Source organism: Lentzea kristufekii, assembly GCF_033949925.1.
Taxonomy (GTDB): domain Bacteria; phylum Actinomycetota; class Actinomycetes; order Mycobacteriales; family Pseudonocardiaceae; genus Lentzea; species Lentzea kristufekii.
The window spans coordinates 57,219-74,964 of record NZ_JAXAVV010000017.1 but is presented as its reverse complement, the minus strand read 5'-3'; the positions used below and the strand labels follow the sequence as shown (position 1 = coordinate 74,964).

Genomic DNA, 17,746 nt, shown 5'->3' with positions numbered 1-17,746 from the left:
CTGTGGATCAGGGCGTGTCGCCGTTGAGTTCCTCCGGCGCCACCAGGTTGTCCTCGATCGCGCGGGCGAGTAGCTCCGACTTGGAATACGCGGAGCGGCCTGCCTTCTCGTACTTCTGGCGTGCCCGGCGGATGTACATGTCGACGGTGTGCGGCGAGACCTGCATTTTCCGTGCCACGGAGGCCTTCGACGACGACTGGAACCAGAGCAGCAGTGCGATGCGTTCCTGTTCGGACAGCTTCGGCCGGTCGGCGCCGCCGTCGCTGATCAACGCTCCCGCCATCACCGGGCCGACGTACGGCTGGTCGGCTGCGACGGCGACCACCGCCTTGACGAGATGCTCGCGTCCTTCGTGTTTCGCGACGAACTCGCGCGCGCCGGACTCCAGCGTGCGCAGGATCAAGCCATGGCCGGTGAACTGCGAGTAGACGACGACGCGCTGGCCCGTGTCAGCCAGCTTGGCGACGTTGTCGAGGTCCATCCGTCCGTGCAGGCTGAGGTCCAGCAACACGACGTCGGGTTGCAGTTGGTCGTCGGCGGCCAGCTTGTCGACGTTGTCGCCGGTGTGGACGACCTCGATTCGTGAGTCTCCGGTGAGCCAGCTCGCGACCCCCTCGATCACGACGGGATGGTCATCGATGATCGCGACCCGGATGGGGCTGTCCAATGCGCTTCCAGCCACAGGCGTCCTTCCTCCTCCTGAACGTCGATCGAGACTTCTTCGGTTGGTGGCTCGCGAAACTGCTCGAGCGGTGTGCCGCTGCCGTCGGCGAAGACGCTGACGGTCACGGCGTCGCTCTCCGCGAGCACGGTGATCCTGGCGTGAGTTTGCGTGGCGACAAGCGTCACCAGTGCTGCCTCGGTGATCGCACGTCTTTCTGTCGTTGCGATCTGGGGTACGTCGCCGATCACGATGAGTTCGACGACCACTCCGCGTCGCTCGGCTGCGTCGGCGCTGGCTTGGAGTTCGTGCAGCAGCGGGGTTTCGACCGTGTCGCTCTCGGCGAGGAGTCTGCGCATCCTGCCCACCGCGAGTTCACAACGTCTTCGTACCGCGGGATCAGACGGTTCGATTCCGCCGTGCGCGAAGTCGGTGAGCAGTCTGGTGAACTCTCGGTCCATCTCGGCGAAGCGGCGCAGGCGCCCGGTCTGGACGGCTCGCGCGGCGTTGTCCTTCGCGGCGATCAACACACCTGAGTGGGTGGCGGAGATGGCGGTGCGCACCGAGTGAATGATCACTCTGTCGACCAGCACCGCGCAGATCTGCACGCCCACGGTGATGAACAGTCCGCTGAAAAGCCTCAGCACCACCGGATGTTCCGGCTGCTGCATCAACACCAGGGTGGCGAAGCTGAGCGAGGGAAGTCCGATCAGGACCCCGCCGACGATGTTCAGCTGCCAGTGCAGGATGAGCAGAACACCGATCCACCCGATCGTCCCCGACATCCAGCAGCCGATCTCCTCGACGGCGTTGCCCGGGATGTAGGCGGCGACGGTGGCGATGCTGATGCCGGTGGCGCACAAGGCAAGTACGCGAATCGCATAGGTGCCGACCTGCAGTCGCGCCATGATCACCGCGATGACGACGGTGAGCGCGGTGAGCGCGATCGAGACCATCGCCGCCGGGTGAACGAACGGGGCCGGCTTGTCCGCGGCCAGTGCGTGCCACACGTTCCACGCGGCAGCCATCACGACGACAACGGCGGTCATGGTGCGGTTGTTGCTCTTTCCGGCCCGGTCAGCTGTCGCCGCGAACACGCCACCACCGCATCGTCACGCTCGTGCCCTTGCAGCGCCCGCTCTGGACGTCGGCGGTGCCTCCTACCGCACTCATGCGGTCGACGATCGACCCCCGCAGCCCACGACGGTGGTGCGGAACCTGCCGGGTGTCGAAGCCCCGGCCGTCGTCGCGCACTGTCACCTCGATTCCGTCACCGCACTCTCTGACGCTCACCGAGGCGATTTGGCTCCCTGAATGTCGAGCCACGTTGGTGAGGGCTTCGGCCGTCGCCTCGGTGAACGCCATGACGACGTGTTTCGGCAGGCGAACGGGGACGAGGTCGAAGTCGATGCGCAGCTGGGGAAGGCCGGGAACCCAGGTCGATTCGAGAGTCTGCAGGGCGAGGTCGAGGCTGCTGTCGGAGAGGTCCTTTGTGGGTGCCGTGCGGTCACCCGCGCTCTGCAGCGTGCTGAGGTCCGCCGCAGCGCGCTGGCGCAGCATCGTGCTGCCGTCCTGAACGGCGCCGGACGCCACCATAGTCAAGGTCGCGAGGCCGGTGTCGTGGAGCCTGCGCTGGTAGTCGTCCTCGTCGGCACGCACGGCCGCGGCTATGACGGCGTGCACGTAGGCCGACGCGGCGTGAGTGACCGCCTCGTCGACCTGGCGGACGGCGTTGTTCAGGAGGTGGATCAGTACCGCTGTGACCGTTCCCTGCGCCACCAGCATCGCCACGATGTACGCCGACGCGCCACCGACGTGCTGGGCGGACGCCAGCACTGCGCACACGATCAGGCCGCCGGAGGCGGAGAAGAGCATCTGGCCGGCGAGCAACGATCCGATCGCGAGCAGGATCGTCCAGTCCACGTGGTCCGAGGGGGACGGGAGGAGCCAGTCGTCGATCGCGCAGATCATGCCCACGATCGCGACGTCGGCCGCCGCGGCGAGAGAGTTCGCGTTGTCCAGTACCGCGACGGCGGAGATCACCGACCAGAGGACCATCGCCGAGACGACCAGACCGAGCTGGGCTCCGGACACGCCGTGAGCGGCGCTCGCCACAACGACCGTTCCCGCAGTGGTGACGAGCCTGACCGCAACGGCGATTCTTGTGAAACCGATTCGCAAACGCTGCTGGGTCAAGCTCACGCGCTGCTTCTCGCGCGCGCTGTCCAGAGTCCCCGTCTCCACGTTGCCCCCCTTGCCATCAAGTATGTCCGAGTGGACACGGCTTGTGCTGGGGTTTTGTCCACGCAGGAAGGTCTGGTGGCGAATATGGGCCGATCGGTGTATTTTTCTGCGGCCTCTAGGAGGTAGCGCTGTTATCTACCCATGCGTAGGGTCACTGAGTGACTACTCGGATATCCACCGGTAGTTGAGTGTTACGCGTTCCCTGTTCCCTGTTCGCGTGTCATGCCGAATCGGTGTGCGCTCGGTACGGTCCCGGTTGTGGGGCTGAGAGACGGCAGGGGTCTTCTTCACTCGCCCTTCACACGATTTATTTCGCTGATCCGTGCCATTCGTCGAACCGACTGGTGCGTTCGGGTGATCCTGCGTGATCGACAGCAGGATGGAGGGGGACGTGGTAATGCGGAGTTCTGTTGCTGGCGGGCCGCGCGCAATCGTGCCCGGACCTGTGCGGTTGCCGCTCGGGCCCTGGCTACGCGCGCGACGCCGTGGTCGAGGGCTGACCGTGCGAGCCGCCGCTGAGCTGGCTGGGATGTCACCTGGCTTTCTGTCGATGCTCGAGAACGGGACTCGGCGGCTCAACCGCCACCGGGACATCGTCGCGCTCGCCGCGGTTCTTCGGGTGACCGAGGCTGAACTGGTTGAATTTGAATCAACCGAGCCGGAGTGCCTGCGGCTCGGTGCCTGAACCAGTGTGTTTGATGGCCTACTGCCTGTCCGAGTCGGTGGGGCAGTAGGTCCATTCGAACTCATCGCGAATGGAACCTCCAGCTAAACGCAGCTGCGTCGCCCTGACGTTGAAGGCCGCGCCTTTCATGAGGTGCAGCGCGACCTCGGCGACCTTTCGTCGGCCAGGATCCTTGAGGAAAGTCGATCCCGCCCATTCGTTGAACCCCGCGACCGCTGGCCCGCACCAGACCTGGTAGTCGAGACGGCGGTTTTCGTCGCCAGTGCTGGCCCAGCGCGACGCCATCCCGAGGTACCAGCGGAACAGCAGGGCCATGCGGCGTTTCGGATCCTTCGCGGCACGCTCCAGCTGGCTGGGATCCCGCCGGGAGAAGTACTCGGTCACCTCACGCCACACGTTTTCGAGCGGCTGCCGGAAGATTTCTCCTTCGAGCTTGATCCGCTCGTCGTCTGGGATCGCTTCCACGCCGTCGTAGCGCCGGTACAGTTCGTACAGCCGCTTGGCGCGCATGGGGAACATCGTGTTCCGGCGGAGCACCTGGATCTCGGCGCCGAGCTCGAACATGTCCGCCGCGGGTGCCATCTGGAAGTCCGCCAGACCGGCGGCGGCCAGCGCCAGACGGACGGCGGGCGACGTACCGGCTTCCACACAGGCCTGGTTGATCGAGCCGGTGACAACGTAGTCGGCGCCCATCGCGAAGGCACCTGCCACTGACTCAGGCGTGCCGATCCCGCCCGCCGCACCGACTCCGACTCGGATCTCGTACTGGCCCGCCGCGGCATCGCGCTGTCGGATGATTATCGGCAGCAGGACGGGCAGCGGCCTGCGGTCGGTGTGACCGCCGGAGTCGGCCTCCGCCGTGATGTCGTCCGCCACAGGAACGAACTGGGCGAGCTCTGCCTGTTCAGCGGTCACGAGCCCCGCCCTGACCAGTTCGGCGACGATCGACTCCGGTGGTGGGGCGAGGAAGCGCGCGGCGACCTCGGGCCGTGACACCTTGGCGATCACGCGGTTCGCAGCCATGACCTCGCCGTCCGGACCACGGGACAGGCCCGCGACCCGGTACCGCACGATGTTCGGGCTGAGCATCACGAACGCCGAGGCCTCCACGCAGCGGACCTCGTGCCGCAGGAACATCTCGACGGCGCCCTGTTCCAGTGCCGGCTCGCTGGGGCTGCTGATCAGGTTGCAGGCGAACGGCAGTCCGGGAATCTCGCGCGCGAACCGCAGCAGGGCCTGTTCGATCACGTCAGGAGTGAGCCCCGCAGCGCCGAAGGACGCCAGGAAACCCGCTCGGGCCATGGCGACGACCAGGTCGGCGGAGGCGATTCCGCCGGCCATCGCACCGCTTTGGTAGGCGTAGCGAACTCCGTGGCGCTCGCGGAACGCGGCGGAGCCGAGCCGGCTCGCGGGCAGCGGACCGACACTCGCGACGACTTCGCTGTCGTCGGCCGGGCGCTCGGTGGTCAAAATGCCGCCGCGCAGCAGGTGAACGGCCGCGTCGAGGTCGGCCAGCGGGGACTGCTCGATCGTTGTCATCGTTGTGGCTCCACGGAATCGGGGAGGGAACGGGTGAGCGCGGCAACGGCGTGCTGCTGCACCGCGTTGTGTGCGCGCAGGACGTGGCGGTGTGCCAGGACCACCTGAAGGGCGAGCACCGGCTCAGGGCCGGGAACGCGGTGACACACGAGCCGGGCGAGGGCCCTGGCGACGGCAAGACCGGTGGGCACGCCCCGCTGGTCGACGGACACCGCGACGTGCGGGCGGTCGCCGAGCGTGTCGCGGATCCACCTGGTGCAGCTCGCGGCCGGACCGACCTCGATGAAGTACCGGTAGCCACGCTGATAGGCGGCGTCGACCAGCCTCGGAAAGTCGACCGGGCGGGCCAGCGTGTGCGCGATCCGTTGTCCTGGAGTCGATCCGACCGGCAACGAGGCCGGTCCGAACTCGTACATCGACAGCAGTTCAGCGTCAGGGACTCGGCACACTTCGTGCGCGTGGAGGTCGACCAGCTGTTGTCGCGAACCGTCGAGCAACTTGCTGTGCAGCACGTGGGTCGTGGGTGACTTCGCCGACGAACGATCCAGCCTCGCCAGCACTTCGGCACACCTCGCCGGATCGCCGGCGATCACCGTCTCCTCCGGCGTGTTGATGTGGGTGAGGAAGACGCGGTCCTCGTCGCCGATAGCAGCTAGCACGTGTTCAGGGCCCGCAAGCACGACGTGCGAGGCCCACACCTCGCCGTCGGGGTTCGCCCACGCCTGCCGCACGACGTCCTTGCGCCCGCTGATGCCGTTCTGGACCAGCGGGCTCTCGTCCAATGAGGACGGTTCCCAGTCCGCGAAGTCGAGAGCCGACAGCGCGAAGAGCATGCTGGCCTCACCGAAGCTGTAGGCCAACGCGCCGTCGGGGCGCAGTCCGAGCTGGTCGCGCAGCATCCGCGTGTGCAGCACGGCGACGTTGAGGCCGATGTTGACCATGCCAGCCAGGTCGTCGCGCAATGCGCGCTCGTGTCGCATCGCCGCAGCAGGACCAGGTGTGAGGCCGAGGCCGTGGATCGTGTCGAGGCGGTAGCGCTGAGCTGGTTCGGCGGTCTCCCGCTCGAACTGGTCGCGCAGCGCGGGGAAGAGATCGAACAGGTCCTCGGCGACGTCCGGGTAGGCGGTGAAGCCGCCGGGGTACACGAACGCGACGCGGTAGGCGGCGCCGATGGGAGCGGTGGTGCAGTAGCTGCCCGCGGGTGTGGCCCACTCGCCGCCAGGCGGGATTTCCGGCAGCCCGCGCACTGCGGCCGACAGCTCGTGCCGCAGTTGTTCCTCGTCGGTTCCCACCAGCGCAGCGCGCCATTGTCCGCGTCGTCCGGCGTGCTCTTCGACGAGCGCGTGTGCCGGGCGACCCGCGGCGAGTTCGTCGAGGCATGCCTGTGCGGCCACCACGATCTCCTCGACGCTGTTTCCTGGCAGTACGAGCAGAAACGGGAGCGCGGCGGCGGCCGGGGGCGTGGCGCCGAGGAGAACAAGGCGTTCGGCGTCCGCATCGACCACCGCGGTCACAGGACTTTCCTTGCGCCTGCGCAGCCACGGGCGGGTCACGGCAGGAGCGGTGAAGCCGGCGGCGGTCAGCGCAGGCTTGCACACCTCGGGCACTTCGAGAGCCGACTTGGGCAGCCTGCGGGCAGCGATGTGTCGTGCGACATGAGCGACCGCTGCAAGAAGTCCGGGACTGGCGTTGATCGACTTACCGGGCGCCGAGCTGGGGTAGGAGGCCGCTACCGAGGTGAGCCGTGCCACCGACACCTCGCCGGCGAGCTCGACGTGGTCGGGTTCGCACGGTCCGCCGGTGAGATCGAGTGCCGCGTAGGTCCGTTGGGGGCCGGCGGCGGCCAGCACGATCGCGGTGGTGTCGTCGAGCAGCACCACTGGCGACTCGTCCTCCTGGGCCACCAGGAGCAACTGTTCCAGCGAGTCGACCCTCACCACGTGGGCGGTGTCGACCGCGGCGTCTCGCAGGGCGGCCTCCGCCGTGTCGCCAATGCCGATGATCGATGTGCGCATGTGCCTTCCTCAGCGGCCGAACTTCGCGGCGAGATTCGAGGTGGTGACGAGTTCGAGGCCGGTGAAGCGCAGCAACACCCGTCCGTCGGGTGCGCACGCCGTCACAGTGCAGACGGCTTTCGGGGCCTGGTCGACGAGGTTCTCCACGACGACCACGAACTCTTCATCCAGCGGTGCGTGCACCTCGACCCATTCCACCCGAGTGGGCAACGCGGACCGGCCCAGATCCCGCGACACCACCAAGGCGGCGGCCTGTGGCAGGAGATCCGCGCGAACCGGGTCGTAGTCGTTGGTGGCGCACAGACCGCCTGCCAGCGTGCGGGCGAGCAGCGTGCACCGGAAGGCGTTGTCGCAGGCCTCGGTGATCCCCTGGAACGCAGGGCCGTGGAACAACGTGCCGTCCAGGTACGGAGTGATCGGAATCCACTCCACAGGGAGCTCCAGCTTCTCGGGCTCACTCAGTTCGAAGTGGACCGCCGCGCTGTACCTCGGCTTTCCGGCGTCGTCGTGCACGCGCACGTCGTCACCGGCTGAGCTGACGACGAGCTCCGACGGGCGGTTCTCATCCAGGACGAGACCGCGGTGCACGGCGACCCGGCTCAGTCCGCGAGGCTGCCGGTGTTCGACGGAGGCGAGCATCGCGCCGATCGCACCGGTCAGCGGGAGCACGGGCACGCCGCCGATCGAATGGTCGGCGAGCACCGGATCGGTCTCGAGTGCCGCTGTCCGCAGCGTCCGGCCGGTCGTGAGTCCGGGCCCGGCCTGGACGACCGCGTCGGTCGCGGTGCACAGCTCCGTGAACAGCCGAGCGCCCGCACCGACGTCGATCAGCTCGACGCCGCGTTCGGCGAACCGGTGAGCCAGCTCCGGCGTGACCATGCCGCCCGCCCAGGCGCCCCACGCCACCGAGGTGACCGACGCGTTCGGCAGAGCTGTGCGCAATGCGCGAGCCATGCCGTCGAGCGCCTGGTTCGCCATCGCGTAGGCCGCCTGTCCGGGGTTGCCGAAGAGACCGGCGACCGAGGAGAACAACACGACGTGGCGGAGCCGTTCGGTGTCGAGCGCGTCGAGCACGTGGCCGAGCCCGTCGACCTTCACTGCCAGCACGTGACGGGCGAGGTCGAGATCGACTTCGACGACCCGCCGGTCGGCCAGCACGCCCGCGCCGTGCACCACTCCGGTGATGCGTTCGGCGTGTGGAGCCAGCGCGGCACGGACGTCAGCTGCATCGGCGACGTCCATCGTCACGTACTCGGCGCCCTCGATCGCCGCGAGCGTTGCCCGGATCTCCCGCTGGGCTTGGATCTGCTTGACGAGTTTCGCCACTGCCCGCGGTGTCGGACGTCCGTTCGCCGACAACCGTTCGGTCACAGCCGCCGTCAGCTCCTGCTCCAGGACGCTGTCGCTCCAGGAGTGCTCGTCGGTCAGTTCGGTTCGGCCTGCCAGCACGACCTGGCAGCGGTATCGCGCGTGCAACTCGCGTGCGCATGCAGCCGTGACGCCCTGGCCACCGCCGATGACGAGAAGAACGTCATCGGCGTTCGGTGCGTCAGTGGTCGTCTCGACTTCGGCGTGACGGTCCGGGGCGATGGTCCACCTGCGTCCGTCGTGACCGGCCTGGTGCAGCGTGATGTCGGCGTCGTGGATCTCGGCGAGGAGCAGGTCGGCGGAGGTCTCGTCGTCGATAGCCGGGTGGAGGTCGACCGCGCGGCAGAACAGGTTCGGGTGTTCGTGTGCGAGCGTCTTGACCAGACCTGGCAGGCCGGCCAGCGCGGAGTGTGCCGGGTTGATCGACACCTCACCGAACCGGCCGTCGATCCGGCTGACCGTCACGAAGGCCGACCGGCCCGGTGTCTCGGAGAGCACCTGGGCTGTTTGCTTGGCGGTGGCCAGCGCCTCTGCCAGCGTGGTCGCCGCCTCGGTCACCGTTGCCGGTTCGCCGGAGATGTGGACGACGAGGTCGAGCCATCCGTCCACTGTGGACGTGACTTCCCAGCCTCCGCCCCGCAGGGCGTCTGCCAGCCGCTTCGCCAGACCGCACTCGCCCCTGACGAGCGCCCGCTTGACGACGTACGCGTCGTGCGTAACGTCCGGTGCGGGCAGCGGGCGTGGACGCACCGGCGTGACGCCGGGTGCGTCCTCACCTGCTTTTGGGCCGACCACCTCCTGCGGGACGCCGGTCAGGAGGTCGTTGATGTCGGTGAGCGTGCGCAACTCCGCCAGCTGCTCGGGTTCGAGCTCCGGCGTGGTGGGGAAGCGTTCCCGCACGGCGCTCATGATCTCGACCCGCTTGATCGAGTCGACGCCCAGGTCGGACTCGAGGTCCATGCCGGTGTCCAGCACCGCCACCGGGTAGCCGGTCTGCGCCGAGACGATCTCCAGCACGATGCCGATCGTCGGTTCGGCGGCCGGGGCCGCAACGACCACGGGAGCGACTGCGACTGGCGCGGGAGCGACGGGTTTAGGTGCGACGATCGGCGCGGGAAGTGGTGCAGGTGAAGGAATCAGGGCTGGCGCCTGGACGAGCGGTACTGGAGTCGCGGCAGGCAGGGTGCCCTCGTAGGACCCCGCGAGATGGGCGAGGCGCAGCACGGTGTCGGCGGCCTGCACGTGGGTGCGGCCCAGTTCGAGGCTGTGCTGGACGAGTGCTTTGACGCCTTCGGTCAGCGCCGGGTCGATCGGGCCGCGTTGAGCCTGGTCGCGCAGGAGCCCTGTGAGTTGCTCAGAGACGCGCAACTGTCCGCGCAGGTACTCGCCGTGGCTCGCGAGATGTTCTGCCAGTAGAGAGCCCGCGGCAGGCGTCGCCGCCGGAGCCGATGTCGGGGCAAGGGCCGGCGCCGGGGGAGCGGCCAGTTCGTCCAGGTAGGCGCGTCGCTCGTCGGCGACGTGGTTGGCGCCGGTCACCAGGATCGCCATCCTCTCGGTGTGCTGGGGTTGGGGTGAGCGCGTGAGGTGGCGGCCGAAGCCGGTGAGCCCGGCCCCGAGAACGGCCAGTCGTGCCGCCGTCCGCTTCAGGCTGTAGTCACCGTCGCCGTGAGGGCCGTCGTCGGCGGACAGCACCACGACGTCCGGGCGCTTGGCCAGGATCCGGCGGATCAGACCGCTGAGGACCTGCCTGGGGCCGAGTTCCACGAACACGCGGAAGCCGTCGTCGTGCATCTGCTCGATCTGGGGAGCGAAGTGCACGGGCTCCCTCAGTTGCCGTGCGAGCACATGGGCGTTGGTGGCGGTGTCGGTGCCGTACTCGGCGCCGCGGGTGTTGGCGTAGACGGGGACTGCCGGAGCCTTCACGACGATCTGGTCGACGGCCTCGCGGAACGGCACCAGCGCGTGCTCGACGTACTTGGTGTGGAAGGCGGCGGCGACCGGCAGCCGCGAGATGCGCGGACCGGTCATCTGCAGCGCCTTCACGAGCCGAGTGATGCTCTTCTCGCCACCACCGACCACGACCTGCTGCGGTCCGTTCACGTTGCAGATCCACAGATCCGGCTCGTTCGCGATCAGCCCTTCCACGTCGCGTTCCGACGCGTACACCGCCGCCATTGCGCTCGGCTCCGCCCCGTCGCCGGCCATGGCCGCGCCCCTGGCCGCGGTGAGCCGGAAGAGTTCGTCGGTGGAGAGGCTTCCCGCCGCCCACAGCGCGCCGAGCTCACCCAGGCTGTGGCCGACCGCGCCGTCCGGCATGAAGCCGAGGCCGCGCAGGTACGAGAACTGGCCGGCGGCGAGTGCGGTGATGGCGGGTTGCGCGAAGTCGGTTCGGCGCAACAGGTTCTCCTGCGCCGTCCGCTCCTCGTCGCTGAAGACCGGGGGAGGGAAGACCACCTGGCCCAGAGGCGGAGTGCCGGGGAACGCCAGTGCCGCAGCGTCGAACGCCTCGCGCACAGCAGGCACGGACAGCGCGGCCGCCGAACCCATGCCGAGGTACTGGCTGCCCTGCCCGGCGAAGACCGCGGCGATCCGGCCAGTGATGGCACGCCTGCGGTAGTACGCGGAGCCGTCGACCTCGAAGGATTCCGGGTCAGAGCTCAGCCGCTGGATCACCTCGGTGCGCAGCGTGTCGAACTCGTCCTCGGTCTTGGCCAGCAGCGCGACACGGGCGTGCTCGGCGGGAATCGGTGTTCCCGTCGCGGGCTCGGTGGCCAGCAGCTGGGTCAGGGCCTCGGTGCCGGGCGCGTGCCAGATCCGCACCTCGGTCGTGGGATGCAGCACCTCGGTCTGCGGTGCGCCGGCTTCCTCGACCACGCAATGGAAGTTCGTGCCGCCGAAACCGAACGCCGACACCCCGGCACGGCGACGGGGTCGATGCGGCTCGACGATCCACGGTCTGGTCGTGCTGTTGACGTAGAGCGGGGAATCGGCGAACACCGCGGCCGGGGTGTCCACGTTGATGGTGGGTGGCAACACCTTCTGGTGCAGCGCCAGTGCTGTCTTGATCAGCCCGGCGGCACCCGCGGCACCCTTGGTGTGCCCGATCTGCGACTTCACACTGCCGACCGCGACGCTTCTGCGGGCGGCACCGCCGAGAACGTGGCTGAGCGCTTCGAGTTCAGTGCGGTCGCCGGTCGGTGTTCCTGTGCCGTGGCACTCGATCAGGCCGATCGTCTCGGGCCCGACGCCCGCGTCGGCGTGTGCCCGGCGCAGCGCGCGAATCTGTCCTTCCGCGTTGGGCGAGTAGATGCTCTTGGAACGGCCGTCGCTGGAGGAACCGATGCCCCTCAGGACTGCGTAGACGCGGTCGCCATCACGTTCGGCGTCGGCCAGGCGTTTGAGGGCGAGCATGCCGACGCCCTCGCCGATCAACGTTCCGTCGGAGGCGGCGTCGAACGGACGAATGTGGTCGCCGCGCGACAGAACGGTCGTCTTGGCGAAGCACATGTACATGAAGATGGTGTTCTCGATGTCGCATCCGCCGGTGAGCATCAGATCGGCCCGGCCGGACTGCAGCTCTGACACGGCGACGTTGACCGCGGCGAGCGAACTGCCGCACGCGGCGTCGACCGTGCAGTTCAAAGCACCGAGGTCGAACCGGTTGGCGACCCTGCCCGCGACCACGTTGCTCAGCAGGCCGGGGAAGGCGTTCTCCTCCCACGGCGCGAACGCGCGGTTGAACCGGTCGACGACCTCGTCGGCGTCCTGAGCGGACAAGCCGCTGTGGTGCAGCACCTGGCGCAGGACCGGAGTCTGCAGCCGCGCCGACAGCGAGTGCTGCAGGGTGCCGGTGCCCGTCATCCCGAACACGGCGCCGGTGCGTTCGGGCGTGTACCAGGACGAACCCGGAGCGCCCGCGTCGGAGAGCGTGTCCCTGGCGACGGTGAGCGAGAGCAGCTGGACGATGTCGGTGACCTCCATGAGGTTCGGCGGCATGCCGAACTCGGTGGGGTCGAACCGCACCTCGGGCACGAAGCCACCGCGCACGCTGTAGGTCTTGTCCGGCGTGGCCGGATCGCGGTCGAGGAAGTCCTCGACGCGCCAATGGCTTTCCGGCACCTCGGTCAGGCAGTCGTTGCCCGCCAGGACGTTGCGCCAGAACGCGCCGATGTCGCGGGAACCGGCGAACAGTCCGCCCAGCCCGACGATCGCGATGTCGCTCATGCGGGAGCAGCCGCCTCACTGGCGACGTGCTCGGCGAGCCGCGAGATCGTCGGGAAGTACCAGAGCGTGGCGGAGTCGATCTCCACGCCGGCCCACTTCGCGAGCTCGTCCGACAGCACCAGCACGTCCGTCGAGTCCAGGCCGAGCTCGTTGAAGTGCCAGTCTGCGGCGATCTGGCTGGGGTCGAACCCCTTGCGCCGCGCGACGGCGTCGACGAGCCACTCCCGCGCGGATTCCGTTGAGAGCATCATGAATTCACGTCCTCCAGGTCAAGCTGTCGCGCTCAGCTGCACAGAACGGCCGGAGCCGTCCGCGGATACAGCGTCGGCGGTGTCGGCAACCGCGAGATGGCGAGGAACACCCAGTTCCTCGCGCAGCAGGTTGAGGATGCGTCGGCGCGTCGGGCCGATGGATCCGTGCGGAATGCGCAGCCGCCTGCTGATCTCCGCGTAGCTCAGCTCGTCCTCGCTGAACAGCAGATCGAGCAGCTCGCGTTGCGGTGTGCTGAGCACGGACTTGGCTTCGTCCAGCCGGGAGTGCACTGCGGCGAGGTCGAGCAACTCCTCGGCGGTCGCCTCGGTCGCGGGCAGCTCGAGCAACTCCAGCCCGTCACCGACCGGGAGGTCCCGCTTCGGCCGTCCGACGTGACGCAACGCCTCGCGCTTGGCGACGGTGACGATCCACGCGCGGATCTTGTCGGGTTCGCGGATCACGTCGATCCGCTGGAACACCCGCGTCCAGGTCGCCTGGCAGGTGTCCTCGGCGTCGTCGGCGTCCAAACCGAACGAACGGACCGTGACCCACACCAGCGGCCGGAACGAGTCGATGAGCTCGGCCCAAGCGCGCTGGTCTGACTGCCGGCAACGGGCGACGACCGTACTGATGTCCGATGGCGGCACGACACGATCCCCCTGCTGTGTGAACAAAAGCCGTTGCCAGCGAACTTAAGCGCCGCTCAAGCCGTTTTGTTCACAGTCGTGATGCCCTGGAGGATTCTCTTGGCGGGCAGGGAGTTCGCGGACGAGCCAGCCGACGTTCATCTCACGTTCAAGGTGGCGGCTGATACTCGCCCGGCCGCATCGGCACCCTGGCGAGGAGAGATCGTTCGATGACAGATTCGAGTTCCGGGCAACCGCAGGTCTCACGGCGACAGCTGGTCAAGTTCGCAGGAGTGGGCGCGACGTTCGTCGCGGCCGGCTCCGTCGCCGCGCCGGCACAGGCGGACAGCGCGCAGGAACGCGGCTCGCGCAACCGGTCCTGGCGGGCCGGTGACCACCACGTGCACTCCGAGTACAGCGGGGAGTTCGACACCTCGGTCACCCCGCCGCGGTTCCACAAGGGAGCCGACGCGGTCTACCCGATCGTCACCAACGCGATCATGGCCAAAAACTTCGGCCTCACCTGGGCGATGTGCACCGACCACGGCGGACCGACGCACTCGCGGGTCAACCTGGAGCAGGCGTACCCGGACCTGTTGCTGTCCCGCAAGCTCGTGCCAGAGGTGCTCCAGTTCTGGGGCATGGAGTTCGATGCGCCCGCGCTTGACCACCACACGCTGATGATCCCTCGGCACGACGACGAGGCGAAGATGCTCTTCGAACTGGAGAGCCGCTTCGCGAAACGCGACGCTTTCCCCAACGATCCCGGCCGTGACACCGAGGCCAAGATGGTGGAGTTCCTCAAGGCGGCCAAGGACATGCGGCAGAAGCCGTTGGTGATCGCGCACCACGCGGCCCGGTCCGCCACCGGCCTCGGCGTGTACGGCCAGGACACGCCCCGCGAGTTCCGCAACGGCAACGACGCCGCGCCGGACGTCTACGTCGGCTTCGAAGGCTCGCCCGGCCACCAGGCGGGCCCGCTCGTCGGCGGTGCGCGCGGCGGCTACGGCAGCCACCCGACGTACGGCGGGTTCGACCAGATGACGGCCCGGGTCGGCGGCCTGTGGGACTCGCTGCTCGGGGAGGGACGGCGCTGGTGGATCACCGCGACGTCGGACTCGCACGTGCACTGGACCCGTGGCGGCACGGACTTCTGGCCAGGTGAGTACTCGAAGACCTACGTGCACGCGCGTCAGGACTACGCCGACATCATGGACGGCCTGCGCAACGGCCGGATCTTCGTCACGACCGGCGATCTGGTCACCGGCCTGGACGTCACCGCGAGCAACCGGGGCAAGAAGGCCGCGGTCGGCGAGAACCTGACCGTGCGCCGCCGCGACCGCAACGACGTCGAGATCGAGATCTGTTTCCGCCCGTCGAAGGGGAAGAACGGAAACGGGGTCAGGCCGGAGATCCGCCGCGTCGACCTGATCGTCGGTGAGATTACCGGGCCGAACGCCAACCGCGATGCCGACACCAACCCGACCACCAAGGTGGTGGCCAGGTTCGGGCCGGACCAGTGGCGCCGCGACGGCGACGAGTACTACGTCCGGCACACGCTGCGGGACGTGCAGACGAACCTTTACGCGCGGGTTCGCGGTACCGGCACCAACGAGGACGAACCGCTGGCCGACGGCAAGGAAAGCCCGTGGGACGACCTGTGGTTCTACTCGAACCCGGTCTTCGTCCATCGCGTCTGAACAGCAGGGCGGGAGGCCTCTGCAGCCTCCCGCCCGATCGTGGTCAGTGCGCCGCCACGGGCTCGCGGGTGCCGTCGGACAGCAGGGCGGCGACGAATCCGCGGATCGTCGGGTGCTCCGCGAACGCCGACGCCGGCACCTGCCTGCCCAGCTCAGCGCCGAGCTTGGCGGAGATGTCGATGAGCACGAGCGAGTCCAGGCCGAGCTCGAACACGTCCTGGTCGGGATCCGGCGGCCCGTCCTGCGCCCCGAAGATCCGCATGACCTCCTCCTGCACGTACCCGACAATCGACGCCTCGTCGGTGAGCAGCTGCCGCGGCTGCTCGACCGTGGTGGTCTGCGTGCCCACCGCGTACCGCTTCCGCTCGAACGGGTAGGTCGGCAGCGGAACCCGGCGCGCTCGCTCGTCCGCGTAGATCTTCTGCCAGTCGACACCGGCACCGGCAGTCCACATCTGTGCCAGCGCGCTCAGCAGAGGCCCGCGGCCCGTGGCCACGTCGCCGAGAGCGACCCACAGCGCTACCGGATCACCGGCGGCGAATTCGACGGCCGCGTGGCCCTCGGCCTTGGCCAGGGCCTCGCGCAGGTCCGACGTGCCGGACAGGCACGCGATGGCGAGTTCGCCCAGACCACCGCGGACGGCGGCGGACGAGATTCCCCAGGAGAGCAGCAACTCGGTCAGCGCGAGCTGCGCGACGAACGCGGCCGCCGGCGAGGAGGTACTCAGCAGATCGCGGGCATTCCCCGCATTCGCGCGGGCCGCGACGGAGTCGACCAGCAGAGCGAACGCGGGCAGCTCGTCGTAGAGGTCGATCGCACCAGGACACGTTGTAGAGAAGCTGAAGCCGAACCTCGGTGCGGCTTCAGCGGTCGCGGTGACGACGTTGTTCTCATCGCCGATGGCGAGGGTGAGCGCGGCGCTGCGGACATCGCCACTGCAGCGAACGGCCCGCCTGTACCGGTACGCCCGCCGCCCCACCGCGAGCGTGTGCGCCACGTCGGCGAGTTCCAGCTCGGGATGCGCACGCAGGTGCCGAGAGAGCCTCTCGGTCGCGGTCTCCAACGCGGCCGGAGTGCGCGCGGACAGCACGAGCAGCTGGTCCTGTTCGGGACGCTCCGCGACGACCGAAGCGGGTGCCTGTTCCAGCACGACGTGGGCGTTGGTGCCACCGATGCCGAACGAGCTCACTCCGGCTCGCCGTACAGGCGCCTGCCAGTCGGCGGTCTCTGTGCTCACCCGGAACGGCAGGGTGGCCTCGTCGACCTCGGAGTTCAACGAGGTGAAGTGCAGGCTCGGCACCAGCTTCGCGTGGTCGAGCATCAGCGCGGTCTTGATCAGCCCGGCCACGCCTGACGCGGCGTCGAGGTGACCGATGTTGCTCTTCACCGACCCGATGGCGCAGCCACCCGCGGGCAGACCGGGGCCGAATGCCTCGGTGAGCGCGGTCAGCTCGATCGGGTCGCCCAGCGGCGTGCCCGTGCCGTGCGCTTCGACGTAGCTGATGGTGTCGGGCGAGATCCCGGCCACCGCCTGCGCCTCGGCGATCACGGCGGCCTGCCCCTCGACGCTGGGAGCGGTGTACCCGGACTTGGCGGCGCCGTCGTTGTTGACCGCACTGCCCTTGATCACGGCATGGATGTGGTCGCCGTCCCGCACCGCGTCGGCGAGCCGTTTGAGGACGACGATGCCGACGCCGCTGCCGAGCACCGTGCCCTGAGCCTGCGCGTCGAACGGCCTGCAGTGGCCGTCGGGCGAGAGGATCATGCCCTCCTGGTGCACGTAGCCGTCGACCTGAGGAGTGCGGACGTGCACGCCACCGGCCAGCGCGATCTCGCATTCGCCGCCGACCAGGCTCATCACGGCCTGGTGCACCGCCACGAGCGATGTCGAGCAGGCGGTGTTCACGCTCATGCTGGGCCCGCGCAGGCCGAGCTTGTACGACAGCCGGGTGGCCAGGAAGTCCTTGTCGTTGGCGATCATCAGCCGGTACCGCTCAGGGCCGGACGCGGTGAGGTAGCGCTCGTACAGGCCGTGCAGCAGGTGGGTGTTCATGCCGGCGCCGGCGAACACACCGATCGAGCCGTCGAACGAGTTCGGGTCGTAGCTGGCGCGCTCAAGCGCCTCGTGCGCGCATTCGAGGAACTGCCGGTGCTGAGGGTCGAGGATCTCGGCGTCGTCGGCGGTGATGCCGAAGTGATCGGCGTCGAACATGTCCGCGTCCGTGAGCGTCTGTCCAACCCGGACATACGCCGGATTGGCAAGCACGTGCGGCGGAACGCCTGCCGCGAGCAGTTCGTCGTCGGTGAAGTGGCGGGCCGATTCGTGGCCCGCGCACAGGTTGCGCCAGTACGCGTCCACGTCCGCCGCGCCGGGGAACCGGCAAGCCATGCCGACGATCGCGATGTCGAGTGCCATGATGCTCCAGGTTGGT

At 68.5% G+C, this 17,746-nt stretch carries 11 protein-coding genes; 2 read left to right on the top strand and 9 right to left on the bottom strand.

The annotated features are described in order from the left end of the window. Positions 1-7: 7 nt before the first annotated feature. Genes SK571_RS30540 through SK571_RS30530 form a run of 3 tightly spaced genes read right to left on the bottom strand, consistent with a single transcriptional unit; the run spans position 8 to position 2,905 of the window. On the bottom strand, positions 8-622 hold the full coding sequence (locus SK571_RS30540) for a DNA-binding response regulator (protein ID WP_319987538.1): 615 nt from the start codon (positions 620-622) through the stop codon (positions 8-10). Beyond that, on the bottom strand, positions 619-1,758 hold the full coding sequence (locus SK571_RS30535; RefSeq protein ID WP_319987537.1) for a hypothetical protein: 1,140 nt from the start codon (positions 1,756-1,758) through the stop codon (positions 619-621). Before SK571_RS30535 ends, SK571_RS30540 begins: the two co-directional genes overlap by 4 nt. Further along, on the bottom strand, positions 1,739-2,905 hold the full coding sequence (locus SK571_RS30530; protein WP_319987536.1) for a sensor histidine kinase: 1,167 nt from the start codon (positions 2,903-2,905) through the stop codon (positions 1,739-1,741). Before SK571_RS30530 ends, SK571_RS30535 begins: the two co-directional genes overlap by 20 nt. Positions 2,906-3,284: 379 nt before the next feature. Between SK571_RS30530 and SK571_RS30525 the strand changes: the two genes are divergently transcribed. Then, complete coding sequence (locus SK571_RS30525) at positions 3,285-3,590, top strand: helix-turn-helix domain-containing protein (RefSeq protein ID WP_319987650.1); 306 nt, start codon at positions 3,285-3,287, stop codon at positions 3,588-3,590. A gap of 18 nt (positions 3,591-3,608) precedes the next feature. Here the strand turns inward: SK571_RS30525 and SK571_RS30520 are convergent, their stop codons facing one another. From SK571_RS30520 to SK571_RS30500, 5 genes are read right to left on the bottom strand one after another with little or no spacing between them, the layout of a single operon-like run. Next, positions 3,609-5,129 carry a PfaD family polyunsaturated fatty acid/polyketide biosynthesis protein gene (locus SK571_RS30520; RefSeq protein WP_319987535.1) on the bottom strand — a complete coding sequence of 507 codons (1,521 nt, stop codon included), beginning with the start codon at positions 5,127-5,129 and terminating at the stop codon, positions 3,609-3,611. Then, entirely contained in the window at positions 5,126-7,144 is a 2,019-nt protein-coding gene (locus SK571_RS30515) for a hypothetical protein (RefSeq protein WP_319987534.1), read from the bottom strand. The genes SK571_RS30520 and SK571_RS30515 overlap by 4 nt, the downstream gene beginning before the upstream one ends. A 9-nt stretch (positions 7,145-7,153) precedes the next feature. Continuing rightward, entirely contained in the window at positions 7,154-12,736 is a 5,583-nt protein-coding gene (locus SK571_RS30510; protein WP_319987533.1) for an SDR family NAD(P)-dependent oxidoreductase, read from the bottom strand. Further along, the gene (locus tag SK571_RS30505) at positions 12,733-12,984 is read right to left on the bottom strand and encodes an acyl carrier protein (RefSeq protein WP_319987532.1); all 252 of its coding nucleotides are present in this window, start codon (positions 12,982-12,984) and stop codon (positions 12,733-12,735) included. Before SK571_RS30505 ends, SK571_RS30510 begins: the two co-directional genes overlap by 4 nt. A 21-nt stretch (positions 12,985-13,005) precedes the next feature. Then, positions 13,006-13,635, bottom strand: a complete 630-nt coding sequence (locus SK571_RS30500; RefSeq protein WP_319987531.1) for an RNA polymerase sigma factor — start codon at positions 13,633-13,635, stop codon at positions 13,006-13,008. 209 nt (positions 13,636-13,844) lie between these two features. Between SK571_RS30500 and SK571_RS30495 the strand changes: the two genes are divergently transcribed. After that, the gene (locus tag SK571_RS30495; RefSeq protein ID WP_319987530.1) at positions 13,845-15,314 is read left to right on the top strand and encodes a CehA/McbA family metallohydrolase domain-containing protein; all 1,470 of its coding nucleotides are present in this window, start codon (positions 13,845-13,847) and stop codon (positions 15,312-15,314) included. Between the two features lie 43 nt (positions 15,315-15,357). Here SK571_RS30495 and SK571_RS30490 read toward each other — a convergent pair whose 3' ends face one another. After that, positions 15,358-17,730, bottom strand: a complete 2,373-nt coding sequence (locus SK571_RS30490) for a type I polyketide synthase (protein WP_319987529.1) — start codon at positions 17,728-17,730, stop codon at positions 15,358-15,360. Positions 17,731-17,746 lie beyond the last annotated feature (16 nt).

Excerpts from the sequence above, each read along its gene's own strand:
- SK571_RS30525 (WP_319987650.1), top strand. The coding sequence starts at position 3,285 with ATGGAGGGGGACGTGGTAATGCGGAGTTCTGTTGCTGGCGGGCCGCGC.
- SK571_RS30515 (WP_319987534.1), bottom strand. The coding sequence starts at position 7,144 with ATGCGCACATCGATCATCGGCATTGGCGACACGGCGGAGGCCGCCCTG.
- SK571_RS30495 (WP_319987530.1), top strand. The coding sequence starts at position 13,845 with ATGACAGATTCGAGTTCCGGGCAACCGCAGGTCTCACGGCGACAGCTG.
- SK571_RS30490 (WP_319987529.1), bottom strand. The coding sequence starts at position 17,730 with ATGGCACTCGACATCGCGATCGTCGGCATGGCTTGCCGGTTCCCCGGC.
- SK571_RS30520 (WP_319987535.1), bottom strand. The coding sequence starts at position 5,129 with ATGACAACGATCGAGCAGTCCCCGCTGGCCGACCTCGACGCGGCCGTT.
- SK571_RS30505 (WP_319987532.1), bottom strand. The coding sequence starts at position 12,984 with ATGCTCTCAACGGAATCCGCGCGGGAGTGGCTCGTCGACGCCGTCGCG.
- SK571_RS30510 (WP_319987533.1), bottom strand. The coding sequence starts at position 12,736 with ATGAGCGACATCGCGATCGTCGGGCTGGGCGGACTGTTCGCCGGTTCC.